This is a genomic window from Hydrogenophaga sp. L76 (assembly GCF_057654755.1).
Map to the genome: position 1 here is coordinate 1,323,938 of NZ_CM172807.1, position 14,739 is coordinate 1,338,676.

Here is a 14,739-nt window from a genome sequence, read left to right on the forward strand (position 1 = left end):
ACTCCAGTGAGCGCTCGACGCGAACGGGTGATGGTCACGCGCGAGGTGGCCGTGACCTGCGTGCCCGATGGCCGCCCCGCCGAATTGCCGGCCGGCACGCTGGTGCAGATCACCCAGGCGCTGGGTGCCTCGTTCACCTTGCTGGTTGACGGCCAGCTGATGCGCCTGGCCGGCGCCGATGCCGACGCCATCGGCAAGCCGGTGCCGCTCGCGCCGGTGCTGCCGGACGTTGCGGGGCCCGCCGGCCTGCGTGGTCAGGTCTGGCAAACACTCAAGACCTGCTACGACCCGGAGATTCCGGTCGACATCGTCGAGCTCGGTCTGGTCTATGTGTGCGACGTGCTGCCGATGGACGGCGGCGAGTTCAGGGTGTCGATCAAGATGACCCTGACGGCCCCCGGCTGCGGCATGGGCGACATGCTGGTGGACGAGATCCACGAGAAGTTGCTGGCCTTGCCCCACGTGGCCGAGGTGGACCTGGAGTTCGTGTTCGATCCGCCCTGGGACCGTTCGCGGATGTCCGAAGCCGCGATGTTGTCACTGGGCCTGTGACACGGCCCGGTGGCGGCCCCGGGTGCTTGCATCCGGGGTGGTTTCAGCGTTCGAGCTGGTCGCGTTTGTCCTGAACCGCGCTCCACGCGTCGGCGTCAGGCAGCGCGGGCTTGGTCCGGGTGATCGGTTTCCAAACCAGCGCCAGCTCGGCGTTGAGCGGCGTGAAGTCCCGCTGGTCCTTGGGCACGTCTTCTTCGGCGTAGATCGCCGAGACCGGGCACTCCGGGACACAGACCGCGCAATCGATGCACTCGTCGGGATCGATCACCAGGAAGTTCGGTCCCTCGCGAAACGCGTCGACCGGGCAGACGTCGACGCAATCGGTGTATTTGCACCGGATGCACGATTCGGTCACCACAAAGGTCATGGCGCTGGCTCCCGGTCAGCCACCGCAGGACCCGCAGCAGGAATCCACCCCGTGCACCGGCTTGCTCTCGGCCGGTTTGGCGATCTGCACGCGCCATTGTTCGGGTCCGCTTTCCAACGCGGTCCAGCTGAAGGCGCCGTAGAGACCGCTCTCGAACTGCCCGTGTAGCGGCTGCGGGTTGTGGTCGTTGATGAGTTCCATGGCCGCGCCGGGTGGCAAGGCCTTGAAGGTGGAGAACACCAGCGAGTGGCGTTCGCGCGGAGCGATGGTGCGCAGGTCCACGGTGGGGGCGGGAGCGGTGGTGGTGTTCATGAACGGGTCCTGGGTTGGGTGAAGAGGGATGGGTTGAAAAAGCGGAGCGGGATAAAAAAAGGGCGTCAGCCGTCCTTGCCGTCGAAGCGCGTCTGGAGCAGCCAGGGGGTGTAGATGAAGAGGTAGATCGCAAAAGCCACCGACCAGGCAGCGGCAGACATCACCAAAGCCAATGGCAGCCATTGCGGCACGGCCAGCGGCAGCAGCACGCGCACCAAAGCCGCCAGCATCACGAGCACGTAGGCCGCGATCTCCGGGCGGGACACCTGCAGCGCGCGCCCGGTGTGGCCGCGGGCGGTGCGGGTCATCATGCCGATGATGAGACCGGCGGTGGCGCCGATCGCCAGCGCATGCACGCCGGCTGAAACACCGACCCAGCCGAACCGGGCCGAAGCCAGCAAGGCCAGCCCGAAGGGAATCCAGGCGTAGGACACATGCAGGATCCACAGGATCGGGCGGTGCCGGGTCAACGCAGGCCGCCATTGCAGCAGCCGTCCCACCTGGGCCACCGCCGCGAGCGAAAACGCCATGCCACCGACCATGTTCCAGCCCGCCGAGGCTGGCGCAAACACCCACAGCAGCAAGGCCAGTGCCGTGAGCGCCAGCGCGGCGCGATCCACCGGCGCGCGCACCTGGAGCTTCAGACCCGGGGTCGCGCTCATGGTGAAGGCCGGAATCACCCGGCCCGCGATCACGCACTCGATCATCACGATCAGGGCCAGGGCGGCGTACAACGGGGTCAGCGGGGACATCTCGAGGACGCCGATCACGCCCAGGTGAAAGAAACCGTTGGCCAGCGCGAGCAACATCAACATGCCCGCCAGCGGCAGGTTGCGCCGGTTGCGTCCGCGCAGCAACACTTGGGTCAGCACGGCAGCCACCAGGGGCAGCAGCGCCAGGTCCAGCACGGCGTAGACAGCGTAGGGCCCGGTCACGGCGGCCACCCGGGCCGCCAGCCACAACAGGGCCAGGGCCCCCAGAAAGGCGCCGCGCGGCGTGACCAGCCCCGTCCAGGCTTTGACCGCGGTCAGCAAGAACCCCAGGATGACCGCAATCGCAAAGCCGAACAGCATTTCGTGCGCATGCCACAGCAGCGGTGGCAGTGCCATCGTGAGGTTCCACTGGCCCAGGAACAGTGCCACCCACAGGGGAATCGACAGCAGCGCGAACGCCGCAGCCCCCAGGTAAAAGGGCCTGAATCCCAGTCTCAGCAGCGGCCAGCCCGGGGGCTGTGGCGCAGCGGTGGGCTGGTGCGGCGAGGCGTGCAAGGTGGGGAGAGCCATGGTGTGGTGGGCGTTGCAGGGACGGTCGGGTCGCTGCGAAGACCTCATAAGAAGTATGTGAGATGAATCTTATACCCAAACCGCCTTTAAAGAAATATACTGAGTGCCTCTTTAGGGGTATCCATGCGACTTGCCGAGTACACCGACTACACCTTGCGCGTGCTGATGTACTGCGCGGCCCGCCCGCACCAGATGGTGACCATCAGCGAACTGGCCGAACACCACGGGGTGTCCAGGAACCACCTGATGAAGATCGTCACCGACCTCGGCCGCCAGGGCGTGCTGGAAACCACGCGTGGCCGCGGCGGCGGACTGCGCCTGCTGAAAGACCCGGCCCAGCTGCGCATCGGGGACGTGGTGCGCGCCTCGGAAACCGACTTCCGCCTGGTCGAGTGTTTCGACCCGGACTCCAACCAGTGCACGCTGTCGCCGACCTGCCGCCTGAAGGGCCTGTTCAACGCCGCGTTGGGGGCCTACTTCAAGGAACTCGACGGCATGACGCTGGCCGACATGGTCGAGCCCGTGCCGGCGCCGGCCAAGGGGCGCGCCATGTCACCGGGGCTGGCTCCGGTGGTGGCGCCCCGCAGCCTTCGCCAGCCCGCCAGCAAGGCCAAAACCTCCCCCACCGCCTGACGCCTTGCGCCGGGTCCCTCCAACGTCCACTCAAGGAACCGCCATGTCACAAGCTCACGCACACCTGTCACCCGACGCCATCTACCCGTTCGACGCCCGCGGCGTGGCCAAACGATTCCGGCACGCCGCCATCTTCGGCGCGCTGGACAGCCTGCAGCCGGGCGAGACCATGCGATTCGCCAACGACCACGACCCCCTGCCGCTGCTGTCGCAAATCGCGCAGCGCTACGGCGACCGCATCGGCGTGGCTTACCGGCAGCGCGAGCCAGGCGTGATCGTGATCGACTTCAGCGTGCTGTGAACGGGCCAGGCGACGCAGCCCCGCCAACAACCCGTTTCTGCAGATCCACATGTGTGGGGATCATGGCGCCGTAGCGAGGCGGTGTTGGCAAGCGTCGAGTGACATCTGTGCCCGCTCGAACCGCAAGGCAAAGCGGCCAGGCACGCGCAGCTTCGTGAGGCGGCCGAACCCGTCCGACCACGGCACCACGCCCACATTGCTCTGGATCAGCGGCAGCTCCAGCAACTGCTCGACCCGCTTGAGCTGGTGCGCCCTGATGAACCCCGGGCTGGCCGCCGCGATGTAGCGCATGGCGCCCAGCGGCTGGCTGTTGCAGCCACTGACGGGGCGGGCGGTGCCCGTCACAGCGGCCAGGGCATGGAGGGCGGCATGGTCCCTGCATGAATGCTGTTTTTCTCCATCGGAAGAAGAAAAGACAGTTTGCCTTCATTCCATTCCACGGGCACTCTCGGCGCATGACGTCGTTTCCTGTTTCCGCTTCGCTGGTGTTCCCGGTCTTCCTGCAGGGCCTGGTCCTGGGCCTGGGTCTCATCGTCGCCATCGGTGCACAAAACGCGTTTGTGCTGCGCCAGGGGCTGCGGCGTGAGCACGTGGGCAGTGTGGTGCTGTTCTGCGCGCTGGCCGACGCCGTGCTCATCACCGCCGGGGTGCTGGGCATGGCGCAGGCGCTGGGCAAGCACCCCGGTGTGGCCCGGGCCATGGCGCTGGCCGGCGCGGCGTTTCTGGCCTGGTACGGCTGGCAGGCGCTGCAGCGTGCGCGCCGTGCGAATCGGCTCACCGCCTCGCAGGATGGCGCAGGCCTGAGCCACGCCGCCGCGCTGGCGCAGGCCGCCGCCTTCACCCTGCTCAACCCCCATGTGTACCTGGACACGGTGCTGCTGGTGGGCAGCATCGGCGCCCAACAACCCGCCGGCCTGCAAGGCTGGTTCATCGCCGGATCCAGCATGGCCAGCCTGGGCTGGTTCAGCGCCCTGGGATTTGGCGCGCGCTGGCTGGCACCGCTGTTCGCCAGGCCCCGCGCCTGGCAGGTGCTCGACGGCCTGATCGGCGGGACCATGTGGTTGCTGGCGGCGCTGCTGGTGCGCCATGCGCTGCAGAGCGTCTGAGGTCAGCCCATGTAGCTGCCGCCGTACCATGTGCCCTTCCTGCCGGACCGCCACCAAGCGCTCTCGCGGCACGCTGCCGGGCCGGGTGGCGCGGGGCGGACGCGGCCATGGCCTATCTGGTAGAAAGATTCACGCAACCTCCTCGCCGAAACCATGTACCTCCCCACCCACTTCGAAGAACACCGCCCCGGCGAACTGCAGCGTGTGCTGCGCGAACACCCGCTGGGCGCGCTCATCACGCAAGGCCCCAACGGACTGGACGCCAACCACATCCCGTTCGAGCTCGACGAGGCCACCGGCCCGCAGGGCACGCTGCGCGCCCACGTCGCACGCGCCAACCCGGTCTGGCGCGAAGTGCCGGCCGACGGTGCGGACGTGCTCGTGATCTTCCAGGCCAGCGAGGCCTACATCTCGCCCAACTGGTACCCCAGCAAACCCGAGCACCACCGCCACGTGCCGACCTGGAACTACCAGGTCGTGCATGCCCACGGCCGCCTGCGCGTGATGGACGACGAGCGCTTCGTGCGCGGCCTGGTGGCGCGCCTCACGCGCGAACACGAGCAGCGATCGCAGCAGGCCAAGCCCTGGAAGATGGGCGACTCGGCGCCCGAGTTCATCACCGGCCTGCTGCAGGCCATCGTCGGCATCGAGATCGAACTCTCCCGCCTGGTGGGCAAATCCAAGCTCGGCCAGAACCGCGAAGCGCGGGACCGCCTCGGCGCGGCAGCGGGGGTGGAGGGCCTGGGAAATGCAGAGGCGGCGCGGGCCATGCGCGAAGCGGGAGGGACCTGAAGGGCATGACGGGTCGCGGCCGGCTGCAACCCGTTCAGTCACCGAAAAGCAAGAAGCCCAAAAACTGAGCCATGATGCGGCACACCAGACACCTTTCGACCCTCCTCGCACCCCCATCAGCGCCATCAGGGGCCGCTCTCACAGCCCACAGGGCCAGCGACTGGCACGATCCGGCGGGCCAGCCTCCATCTGATCTCCTCCTGCACAGACATGACCCGAAAGACCGGCAACCTCGTACCCGAACTTTGGCGTTGCGACGCGGGCAGCGCCTCGGTGGCGGTGCTGCACATCCCCGGCGCGCTGGACCGGCGCCGGACCTTTGACATCGACGTGACCCTCCTGGTGCGCGTGCCCGTCGAGGGCGACGGGCCCTGGCACGAGCTGGCGGTGGAGCTGGACGGCCAGCAGCAATGGCGCCGCCGCATTCCCAGCCACAGCCCCGGCCAGACCGACGGTCTGGACTACCACTGCCGCATCGAGCTGGAAACCGGTCGCGCGCTGCGCATCCGGGCGACCGCGGGCGTCGGAGGCTCGCGCGTACAGCAGCTCAGCATCGAGGCCCGGGAAGCGCTTTAAAGGGCGCTCTTTCCCAGCACCACGTCGATGCGCCGCTGGATGCGCGCCACCTCATCGGCAGCGCCTGCCGCCTGTGCGCGCTGCAACTGCACCTGGAGCCAGGCCAGCAGCGGACGGCGCCAGCCACGGGCGGACGCGGTATCGATGGCCTGCGTGATGGTGCCCGGGGTGGCCAGACCGCGCCTGAACAGCACACCTGCGGCCACCAGACGGGACATCGGGTCAGCGATGCCGGCAAGCGCCGCATCGGGCGCACCGGTCGCGCCCACGAGGCCCCGGTGGGCCGCCGGCAACAACGCGGCATCGGCGGCCTGTGCGGTGCCCGCCAGGTAACGCGCATAGGCCTGCTCGGCCGGTGCGGCATCGCTCGCGAGCGCATCGAAGCCGGTGCACGGTTCAAAGTCGAGTGCCGCCGCCCGCGCGGCACAACGCAGCAACTCGATGCGCGCCAGCAGATCCGGCCGCGCCGTGCGCGAGACCTCGCTGCGCGCCCGCGCAAATTCCGCCGCCTCCACCCGGCTGTCGCCACTGAGCCAGGCTTCCGCCGCCCGGTCCGCACTGCCCTTGGCATTCATCTGCCATTCGGGCACCGGCGGGTTGTTGCCACAAGCGGCCAGCGCCAACACCGAGACCGCAACGCCCCAGCGAGCGATCCATCGCCACAGAAGCGCGCCCCGGGCCTCAACCGGCGAGAAGTGCCCAAACCCAGAAACACCGCGGAACTGGCTTTGCCAGGCCGCAGGTGTTGCCCCCTTGAGGGGGGATGCGGCTGAGCGGATTGCCGCTTGAGGCGGCAATCCGGGGCGCAGCGAGCAAGCAACGGGGGTGGGCTTCATGGCAGCTTGATCTCCGTGTCGCGCGCAAACGGCCATTTGCGGTTCAGGTCGTTGATGAGCGCGTCCACCTTGCGCAGGCTCGCGTCCACATCGCTGCGCAGCGCGCCCAGATCGGTGGTCGCTTCGCGGGTGTTGCTGGCGATGCCCTGCGCCTCGACCAGCAAGGTGTCCAGCTTGGTCAGGCTGCCGCGCGCTTCGCCGAGCAGGCCGTTGAGCTGCTGCACGGTGGTGCGGGCGTCGCCCACCAGCCCGCCACCCGTGGCGTTGCCAGACCCGCCCGGGTCCTGCCCGAACACCTGCCGGTCGGCATTGACCACCAGCGAATCCAGCCGCTGGATCAGGCCATCGGCCCGCGCGAGCACGGCGTTGGCGTTGCCCAGCGTCGCCGCCAGCTTCTTCGCATCTTCGTCGTTGCCCATGAGCAGACCCATCGCACCCTGCGGCCCCTTGAGGCGCTCGGTGGCCACCTGCAGGTTGGCCAGCGCCTGCTGCAGCGCCGCGTCGTCCTTGGTCAGGTTGTTGAGGTTGTCGAGCAGGTCGCGCGCCTGGATCACCAGCTTCGGGATCTCGGCCGCCGCGTCGCCACGCAGCACATCGCGCACGGCGCCGTCTTCCAGCGGCGGGTCGCTCAGCACGCCGCTGTAGGCGCGGATCTTCGTGCCACCGACCAGCGCCTTTTCCATGGTGAAGATGCTGGTGCTGCGCAGCCATTTGGCGTCCTTGGTGGGCACGTCCACCAGGATGCGCACGTTGCCGTCCTCGGCCAGCTCCAGCTGCGCCACCTTGCCGATGGCAAAGCCGGCGAAGGTCATGTCCATGCCGGCGACCACGCCCTCGGAGTCGTCCGACATCAGCACCAGGCGCTGCGTGCGCTCGAAGGCGCCGCGTGCGTACATCACGTACAGCGCCGAGCCCACCACCAGCGCCAGCAACAGCAGCAGCAGGAGCGCGGCCTTGAACTCCAGGTTGTTCACCGGGGGCACGGGATCGGGCACGGGGCCCAGAGGCGGATTCGTTGGGGTCATGGATGCGGGTATGGAGAATTCAATAGTAGTTGCCCATGAGGGACACCACTTCCAGCAACAGGATCACCGAGAGCAGGCGCGCGAATTCGGTGATGTCGCTGCGCCGCGCATAACCGCCGTTGGCGTCGGGCTGGGCGCTCGCGGCCATGGGCACGAAAGCCACCGCCAGGCTGAAGAACAGCGTCTTGAGGCCAAAGATCAGCGAAACCTCGGGTGAGAACACACTGCCCACGCTGCGGTTGTAGTCGGCCAGCGCCCAGGGCGAAAAGCCGTACACGTTCAGGTAGGTCAGCACCAGCGCGATAAAACAGCTCAGCGCGGCCAGCAGCAGCACCGAGAACACCCCGGCCAGCGCGCGCGGCAGCATGTCCTGGCGCAGCAGTTGCTGGGGCGGGCGGTGCAGGCCGCGGCGGTGTTCGTCGCTCAGCAGGCGGCGGATGCGTTGCGACTCGGGCATGGTGTAGCGCACCGCCACAAAGAGCGCCGCATACAGGGGAATGAGCTCCAGCACCAGGGTGCGCACCAGCACCTCCAGCGCGTACTGCGAGAGGCCGTAGCTCAACGCCGTGGCCACCACGATGCGGATCAGCACCAGGCTCACCAGGGCCGACAGCACCAGGAACCAGGTCAGCAGCGGCGCGCTGGCACGGTAGATGTGCGCCATCACCGCACGGCGCTCCTCGGGTTCGTCGTAGCTGGAGGGAGACAGCGACAGCACCACGATCTCGGCACCGATGAACAGCACCTGCCACCAGGCGCCCCAGGCGGACAGCACCCCCCGCCCCCAGCGCAGCAGCGTGTTGTGCATCGAAGCAAGCAGGTTCATGCGCCGGATCATAGCGGCGCGACGCCAAGGTGACAGCACAAACCCATGGCTGGTGAAAACGCCCATGGCCGCGCACGCGGTTTGTGGGTTCAATGCCCCATCGCACCCGCAACCGCGGGGAACGCTGTAACCGGAGGCATTCGTGACCCATTCCCTTTCCCCTGTCGTGCGCCGCCAGACCATCGCCGACGCCCTGCACCGCACCGCTGTTCGCCTGCCGACCAAGACCGCCATCGTCTGCGGCGACACGCAATGGACCTACGCCGGGTTCGACGCAATCGTGTCGCGCCTGGCCGCCGGCCTGAACCAGATCGGCGTGTGCGAAGGCGACAAGGTGGCCGTGCTGGCGCGCAATTCGCACGGCTTTGCCGCATTGCGTTTTGCGCTGGCGCGCCGGGGCGCGGTGCTGGTGCCGATCAATTTCATGCTCAAGGCCGAAGAAGTGGCCTTCATCCTGCGCCACGCGGGGGCGAAGACGCTCGCCACCGACAGCGGCCTGGCCGGGCTGGCGCGCGAAGCCTCGGCGCTGGAAACGCAGGTGCAGCAGTTCATCTGGCTGCCGAGCGAAGACCCGGGCGAGCCGGCGCCCGGCATGCACCGCTTCGACGAACTCGCCGCCTGCACAGACACCCTGCCCGACGTGGCGCTGGGCAGCTTTGACCTGGCCCAGATCGTCTACACCAGCGGCACCGAATCCAGCCCCAAAGGCGCCATGCTAACGCACGACGCCGTGCTCTGGCAGTACGTGAGCTGCGTGATCAACGCCGAAATCGCCGAGACCGACCGCACCCTGCACGCCCTTCCGCTCTACCACTGCGCGCAGCTCGACGTGTTCTTCGGTCCGGCCATCTACATCGGCAGCAGCAACGTGATCACCAGCAAACCCACGCCCGACAACCTGCTCGCGCTGATCGAACAGCACCAGATCACCAGCTTCTTCGCACCGCCCACGGTGTGGATCGCGCTGCTGCGCTCGCCGCTGTTTGACGCCAGCAAGCTGGGCAGCCTGGCCAAGGGCTACTACGGCGCGTCCATCATGCCGGTGGAGGTGCTGAAGGAACTGGCCGCTCGACTGCCGGCCGTGCGGCTGTGGAACCTGTACGGCCAGACCGAGATCGCGCCGCTGGCGACCATGCTTGGGCCCGACGACCAGCTGCGCAAACCCGGCTCCTGCGGCAAGGCGGTGCTCAACGTGGAAACCCGCGTGGTCAACGACGACATGCAGGACGTGGCCGTGAGCGAGGTCGGCGAGATCGTGCACCGCTCGCCGCACCTGATGCTCGGCTACTTCAACGACCCCGAGCGCACGGCGGCCAGCTTCGAGGGCGGCTGGTTCCACAGCGGCGACCTCGCCGTGATCGACGACGAAGGCTTCATCACCGTGGTCGACCGCAAGAAGGACATGATCAAGACCGGCGGCGAAAACGTGGCCAGCCGCGAGGTGGAAGAAATGATCTACCGCCTGCCCGCGGTGAGCGAGGTGGCGGTGATCGGCCTGCCCGACCCGAAATGGGTCGAGGCCGTGACGGCGGTCATCGTGGTCAAGGTCGGGCAGACACTCACCGAAGACGAGGTGCTGGCGCACTGCAACCAGCACATGGCGCACTTCAAATGCCCGAAACGCGTGGTGTTCACCGACAGCCTGCCGAAGAATCCGAGCGGGAAACTGTTGAAGCGGGAGCTTCGGCGGCGCCACGCGTGAAGGCCAGGTTCGCGCGTTCGCACCCGCCACACACACCCTATTTCCGCTGCATGCGCTCCAGGTGGTCGATCAGGTCGTCAATGCGCCGCTGTGCGGCCCGCTCGGCCTGCTCATCGGAGCCGCCCACGTTCTTCACCCGATCAAAGTAGACGCTGCCCCAGACGGGCATTTCGCGCGTCCCGTGCGTGCCGATGGCCGCGGTGCCGCGCCCGTCGATCATCGCGGCCACCCGGTCCTTCGGAAACACACCGCCATGGCGCCCGGCCAGCAGCGTCAGGTCGCTCGGACGGGTCACCAGAAAGGGCACCAGCGGACCGTCACCTCGCCCGGCCACACCGTGACAGCTGGCGCAGCTGTTCTGGTAGTCCCAGCGGCCAGGGTCTCCCAGACGCTGCGTCGGGACCTGTGCGTGCGCCGACGCCGCCAGCCACAAAACACCACCCGCCACCATCCACTTCCATGCCAACGTGTCCATGCTGCTTTCCTTTGTATTGAAATCTGTTGCGATCAGAAGACACAGTACCACCCATGGTTTGAAATGGTCTGTCGGGGAAAAAAAGAGGTCGTTGATGCCGCGCCCTGCGACCTTGTCTGATCGGTGGTTGCGGGGGACAGGGGATCAGGAATCGGCCGGGCCACCCGGCAATCCGTTCTCCCGCCCGCCCTGCTCCAGTGCCCAGGCCACATGCTCGCGCACGAGCGCGCTGGGGTGTTCGCTGCGGGTGCCCAAGGCCTGGTGCAGGGCACTCCGCTCCACGCCCGCCACCGCCGACAACGCATTGCCCATCGCCACCGCGATGTTGCGCAACCAGCGCTCATGCCCGATGCGCCGGATCGGGCTGCCTTCGGTGCAGCGCAGGAATTCCGCTTCGGTCCACGCAAACAGTTCGATCAGCGTTGAACCGCCAAGCCCTTCACGCGGATCAAAGTCGGGCAAGGGGCTGCGCTGCGCGAACTTGTTCCAGGGGCAGACCAGCTGGCAGTCGTCGCAGCCGTAGATGCGGTTGCCGATCAGCGGGCGCAGGTCTTCAGGGATCGCCCCCGCGTGTTCGATGGTCAGGTAGCTGATGCAGCGCCGCGCGTCCAGCCGCTGCGGGCCAAGGATCGCCTGCGTCGGACAGACCTCGATGCAGGCCGTGCAGGCGCCGCAATGGTCCGACACCGGTTCGCTCGGCGGCAGCGCGATGTCCAGATAGATCTCGCCCAGAAAAAACATGGAGCCGCCTTCGCGGTTGAGCACCAGCGTGTGTTTGCCGCGCCAGCCCTGGCCACTGCGGCTGGCGAGTTCGGCTTCGAGCACGGGCGCGGAGTCGGTGAACACGCGGTGGCCCAGCGGCCCCACCTCGGTGGCGATGCGTTCGGCCAGTTTCTGCAGCCGGTTTCGCAGGACCTTGTGGTAATCGCGCCCCCGGGCGTAGAGCGAAACCACGGCCTCGCCCGGCCGCTCCAGGCGGCCGAGCTCGATCACCTGCCAGCCTTCGGGCGTGTCACGCGGCAGGTAGTCCATGCGCGCGGTGATCACGCTCACGGTGCCCGGCACCAGCTCGGCCGGGCGCGCGCGCTTGAGGCCATGGCTGGCCATGTAGCCCATGTCACCGTGAAATCCGGCCTGCAACCAGGCGTTCAAACCGGGTTCGGCCGCAGAAAGATCCACGCCGGTCACGCCGATTTGTGAAAATGCGAGCTCCCGGCCCCAGGCCTGAATCTGTGAGACGAGTTGAGCAGCATCAAAACCGGTTTTCATGTTCCGCCCATTGTAGAAATGGACTCGGGAACGCGCTCCCCGGCAGCCCCCCCGTCTGGTGCTGCGGCTGGCGGGTTGTGGCCCGAGTTGAAGGTTCACTGGTACAGCGAAGAAGACACGCTCGCCTTCGCCAACCGTCTGGCCACCTGCCCTGCACTGGCCCACGCCACCCTCACCCTGCACGGCGACCTGGGCGCGGGCAAGACCACCTTCGTGCGCCATCTGCTGCGCGCCCTCGGCGTGAGCGGGCGCATCAAGAGCCCGACCTACGCGGTGGTCGAACCGCACAGCAGCATCGACTGTCCCTTCATGCCCGATGGCGAAGTCCTGCACATCTGGCACTTCGATTTTTACCGCTTCAGCGACCCGCGCGAATGGGAAGATGCGGGTTTTCGCGAACTTTTTGCCAGCCCCGGCCTCAAGCTGGTGGAATGGCCCGAGCGCGCGGCCGACACGCTGTCCACCGTGGACGCCGATATTCACATCGAGCCCGAAGCCATGAGCCCCTCATCCCGCGACGAAGCTGACAGCGTGCGCAGCGTGCGCTTCACCGCCTTCACCCCCACTGGCCAGCACCTGCTGGCAACACTGCAGGCATGACCCTTCGAGAAAACGGCCCGAACCGCCGAGCCCTGCTGCAGGCCGGCTCACTGGTGCTGCTGCTGGGCACTCAGCAGATCGCGCGTGGCGCCAGCGTGGTGGCGGTGCGCATCTGGCCCGCGCAGGACTACACGCGTGTGACCATCGAGTCCGATGGCGAACTCAAGGCGCGCCAGACCACCGTGAACGTCCCTCCGCGCCTGACGGTAGACATTGAGGGCATCGACCTCGTGGAGGGCATGCGCGAGCTGGTGGGCAAGCTCAAGCCCGACGACCCCAACATCGCAGGCATCCGCGTCGAGCAGCGCAAGGGCAAGCTGGTGCAACTGCACATCGACCTCAAGCAGCCGATCAAGCCCCAGGTGTTCAACCTGCAGCCGGTGGCGGCCTACCAGCACCGCCTGGTGTTCGACCTGTACCCGGTCAACGCGCCCGATCCGCTCGAAGAGCTGATCGCCCAGCGTTTGAAGGAGCTGGACGAGGCCAGCGCTCGCGCCGCGCGCCTGCTGGGCATCGAAACCGATGCCCTGGGCAGCCCGGCCGGTACCGAAGATCCCCTGGGCGAGCTGCTCGCGCGCAACGGCCATATGCCGCTGGACAAGCCAGCACCCGCCCCGCCCAAAACGCCCGCCGCGAACACCGGCAAAGCGCCAGCAGCGCCTCTCCAGCGACCAGCTTCGGGCGGCATCACCGACCGCCTGATCATCGTGGCCCTCGACCCGGGCCACGGTGGCGAAGACCCCGGCGCCATCGGCCCCGGCGGCACGCGTGAAAAAGACGTGGTGCTCAAGGTGGCGCTGCGCCTGCGCGACCGCATCAATGCCACCCGCGTCAACGGCAACCCCATGCGGGCCTACCTCACGCGGGACGCCGACTTCTTCGTCCCGCTGCACGTGCGCGTGCAGAAGGCCCAGCGCGTCAAGGCCGACCTGTTCATCAGCATTCACGCCGACGCTTTCATGACGGCACGCCCCCAGGGAGCGAGCATCTTCGCGCTCAGCACCAAGGGCGCGAGCAGTGCTGCCGCGCGCTGGATGGCCGACAAGGAGAACGCCGCCGATCTGGTGGGTGGCATCAACGTCAAGGCCAAGGACGCCACGGTACAGCGCACCCTGCTCGACATGAGCACCACCGCGCAGATCAAGGACAGCCTGAAACTCGGCAGCGCCATGCTCGGCGAGGTGGGCCGCGTGGGCAAGCTGCACAAGCCGCGTGTGGAGCAGGCAGGCTTTGCCGTGCTCAAGGCGCCCGACATCCCGAGCGTGCTGGTCGAAACCGCCTTCATCAGCAACCCGGAAGAAGAAGAGCGCCTGCGCAGCGTGCAATACCAGACCGACCTGGCCGATGCCCTGCTCAAGGGCATCGTGAAGTACTTCGGCGCCAACCCGCCGCTGGCCCGGTCCCGGCAGTTCTGATCAGGGCGTCGCAGCAACGCGCGCTTTTTCCGCCCGCGCCGCGCGCCAGCCGCCAAAGATGGCGATCAGCCCCGGCACGAAGATCAGTGCCCAGATGATCTTGGACAGGTTGGCCTGCACCCAGGGCAGGTTGCCGAAGAAGTAGCCGGCGGCAGTCAGGCCGATCACCCAGATGATGGCGCCGACCACGTTGTAGGCGGTGAACTTGCTGCGCGTCATCTCGGCCACGCCCGCGACGAAGGGCGCAAAGGTGCGGATGAAAGGCATGAAGCGCGCCAGGATGATGGTCACGCCACCGTAGCGCTCGTAGAAGTTGTGCGCCTGGTTGAAGGCGTTCTTGTTGAAGAAACGCGAGTTTTCCCACTGGAACACCTTCGGCCCGAAGTAGCGGCCGATGCTGTAGTTGGTCTGGTCGCCCAGGATGGCGGCCACCAGCATCAGGCCGGCGGCGAGCGACCAGTCCATCAACCCGGCACCGCAGAGCGCGCCGACGATGAAGAGCAGCGAATCGCCGGGCAGGAAGGGCATGACCACCAGCCCGGTTTCCACAAAGATGATGAGAAACAGCAGGGCGTAGACCCAGGCACCATAGGTTTGCACGAAGGCCATCAGGTGCTGGTCCACGTGCAGGATGAAATCGAGTAAGAAGGCAATAAGTTCCATGGGGGG

At 67.4% G+C, this 14,739-nt stretch carries 19 protein-coding genes; 9 read left to right on the forward strand and 10 right to left on the reverse strand.

The genetic code is table 11. The features are described 5' to 3' along the window. Nucleotides 1–6 precede the first annotated feature (6 nt). Complete coding sequence (gene sufT, locus AC23D4_RS06310; RefSeq protein ID WP_472889760.1) at nucleotides 7–552, forward strand: putative Fe-S cluster assembly protein SufT; 546 nt, start codon at nucleotides 7–9, stop codon at nucleotides 550–552. Nucleotides 553–595: 43 nt separating this feature from the next. Here sufT and fdxA read toward each other — a convergent pair whose 3' ends face one another. The 3 genes from fdxA to AC23D4_RS06325 all read right to left on the reverse strand — a co-directional run bounded on the left by fdxA (nucleotide 596) and on the right by AC23D4_RS06325 (nucleotide 2,514). After that, nucleotides 596–919 (reverse strand): ferredoxin FdxA, encoded by a 324-nt coding sequence (gene fdxA / locus AC23D4_RS06315; protein WP_210823415.1) that lies wholly within the window; start codon nucleotides 917–919, stop codon nucleotides 596–598. Between the two features lie 15 nt (nucleotides 920–934). Beyond that, the gene (locus tag AC23D4_RS06320; RefSeq protein ID WP_472889727.1) at nucleotides 935–1,231 is read right to left on the reverse strand and encodes a DUF2249 domain-containing protein; all 297 of its coding nucleotides are present in this window, start codon (nucleotides 1,229–1,231) and stop codon (nucleotides 935–937) included. Between the two features lie 65 nt (nucleotides 1,232–1,296). Then, nucleotides 1,297–2,514, reverse strand: a complete 1,218-nt coding sequence (locus AC23D4_RS06325; protein WP_472889728.1) for an NnrS family protein — start codon at nucleotides 2,512–2,514, stop codon at nucleotides 1,297–1,299. A gap of 123 nt (nucleotides 2,515–2,637) precedes the next feature. Here AC23D4_RS06325 and AC23D4_RS06330 point away from each other — a divergent pair, with 123 nt between their 5' ends. Both AC23D4_RS06330 and AC23D4_RS06335 read left to right on the forward strand, forming a co-directional pair. Continuing rightward, a complete protein-coding gene (locus AC23D4_RS06330) occupies nucleotides 2,638–3,147 on the forward strand; it encodes an Rrf2 family transcriptional regulator (protein WP_472889729.1) in 510 nt (169 codons plus the stop codon). Between the two features lie 43 nt (nucleotides 3,148–3,190). After that, complete coding sequence (locus AC23D4_RS06335) at nucleotides 3,191–3,448, forward strand: DUF2249 domain-containing protein (RefSeq protein WP_472889730.1); 258 nt, start codon at nucleotides 3,191–3,193, stop codon at nucleotides 3,446–3,448. 60 nt (nucleotides 3,449–3,508) lie between these two features. On the opposite strand, the gene AC23D4_RS06340 is transcribed toward AC23D4_RS06335, so the two are convergent. After that, entirely contained in the window at nucleotides 3,509–3,793 is a 285-nt protein-coding gene (locus AC23D4_RS06340; RefSeq protein WP_472889731.1) for a type 2 periplasmic-binding domain-containing protein, read from the reverse strand. A gap of 110 nt (nucleotides 3,794–3,903) precedes the next feature. Between AC23D4_RS06340 and AC23D4_RS06345 the strand changes: the two genes are divergently transcribed. The 3 genes from AC23D4_RS06345 to AC23D4_RS06355 all read left to right on the forward strand — a co-directional run bounded on the left by AC23D4_RS06345 (nucleotide 3,904) and on the right by AC23D4_RS06355 (nucleotide 5,922). After that, on the forward strand, nucleotides 3,904–4,554 hold the full coding sequence (locus AC23D4_RS06345) for a LysE/ArgO family amino acid transporter (protein ID WP_472889732.1): 651 nt from the start codon (nucleotides 3,904–3,906) through the stop codon (nucleotides 4,552–4,554). Between the two features lie 153 nt (nucleotides 4,555–4,707). Next, a complete protein-coding gene (locus AC23D4_RS06350; RefSeq protein ID WP_472889733.1) occupies nucleotides 4,708–5,346 on the forward strand; it encodes an FMN-binding negative transcriptional regulator in 639 nt (212 codons plus the stop codon). 210 nt (nucleotides 5,347–5,556) lie between these two features. Further along, complete coding sequence (locus AC23D4_RS06355; protein ID WP_472889734.1) at nucleotides 5,557–5,922, forward strand: hypothetical protein; 366 nt, start codon at nucleotides 5,557–5,559, stop codon at nucleotides 5,920–5,922. Here the strand turns inward: AC23D4_RS06355 and AC23D4_RS06360 are convergent. From AC23D4_RS06360 to AC23D4_RS06370, 3 genes are all read right to left on the reverse strand, one after another. Then, nucleotides 5,919–6,548 (reverse strand): hypothetical protein, encoded by a 630-nt coding sequence (locus AC23D4_RS06360; protein WP_487623711.1) that lies wholly within the window; start codon nucleotides 6,546–6,548, stop codon nucleotides 5,919–5,921. The genes AC23D4_RS06355 and AC23D4_RS06360 overlap by 4 nt on opposite strands. Nucleotides 6,549–6,754: 206 nt before the next feature. After that, a complete protein-coding gene (locus tag AC23D4_RS06365; RefSeq protein WP_472889736.1) occupies nucleotides 6,755–7,783 on the reverse strand; it encodes an MlaD family protein in 1,029 nt (342 codons plus the stop codon). Between the two features lie 19 nt (nucleotides 7,784–7,802). Then, nucleotides 7,803–8,609 (reverse strand): MlaE family ABC transporter permease, encoded by an 807-nt coding sequence (locus tag AC23D4_RS06370; protein ID WP_472889737.1) that lies wholly within the window; start codon nucleotides 8,607–8,609, stop codon nucleotides 7,803–7,805. 142 nt (nucleotides 8,610–8,751) lie between these two features. Here AC23D4_RS06370 and AC23D4_RS06375 point away from each other — a divergent pair, with 142 nt between their 5' ends. Next, nucleotides 8,752–10,311 (forward strand): acyl-CoA synthetase, encoded by a 1,560-nt coding sequence (locus AC23D4_RS06375; protein WP_472889738.1) that lies wholly within the window; start codon nucleotides 8,752–8,754, stop codon nucleotides 10,309–10,311. 37 nt (nucleotides 10,312–10,348) lie between these two features. On the opposite strand, the gene AC23D4_RS06380 is transcribed toward AC23D4_RS06375, so the two are convergent. Both AC23D4_RS06380 and queG read right to left on the reverse strand, forming a co-directional pair. Further along, complete coding sequence (locus AC23D4_RS06380; protein WP_472889739.1) at nucleotides 10,349–10,786, reverse strand: c-type cytochrome; 438 nt, start codon at nucleotides 10,784–10,786, stop codon at nucleotides 10,349–10,351. Between the two features lie 144 nt (nucleotides 10,787–10,930). Beyond that, the gene (queG, locus tag AC23D4_RS06385) at nucleotides 10,931–12,055 is read right to left on the reverse strand and encodes a tRNA epoxyqueuosine(34) reductase QueG (protein ID WP_472889740.1); all 1,125 of its coding nucleotides are present in this window, start codon (nucleotides 12,053–12,055) and stop codon (nucleotides 10,931–10,933) included. Here queG and tsaE point away from each other — a divergent pair. Next, nucleotides 12,038–12,655 carry a tRNA (adenosine(37)-N6)-threonylcarbamoyltransferase complex ATPase subunit type 1 TsaE gene (gene tsaE / locus AC23D4_RS06390; RefSeq protein WP_472889761.1) on the forward strand — a complete coding sequence of 206 codons (618 nt, stop codon included), beginning with the start codon at nucleotides 12,038–12,040 and terminating at the stop codon, nucleotides 12,653–12,655. The genes queG and tsaE overlap by 18 nt on opposite strands. After that, nucleotides 12,652–14,070 (forward strand): N-acetylmuramoyl-L-alanine amidase, encoded by a 1,419-nt coding sequence (locus tag AC23D4_RS06395; protein ID WP_472889741.1) that lies wholly within the window; start codon nucleotides 12,652–12,654, stop codon nucleotides 14,068–14,070. Before tsaE ends, AC23D4_RS06395 begins: the two co-directional genes overlap by 4 nt. On the opposite strand, the gene AC23D4_RS06400 is transcribed toward AC23D4_RS06395, so the two are convergent. Further along, nucleotides 14,071–14,733: a DedA family protein gene (locus AC23D4_RS06400; RefSeq protein ID WP_472889742.1), complete on the reverse strand. Its 663-nt coding sequence runs from the start codon at nucleotides 14,731–14,733 to the stop codon at nucleotides 14,071–14,073. It abuts the gene before it with no gap. Between the last annotated feature and the right edge of the window lie 6 nt (nucleotides 14,734–14,739).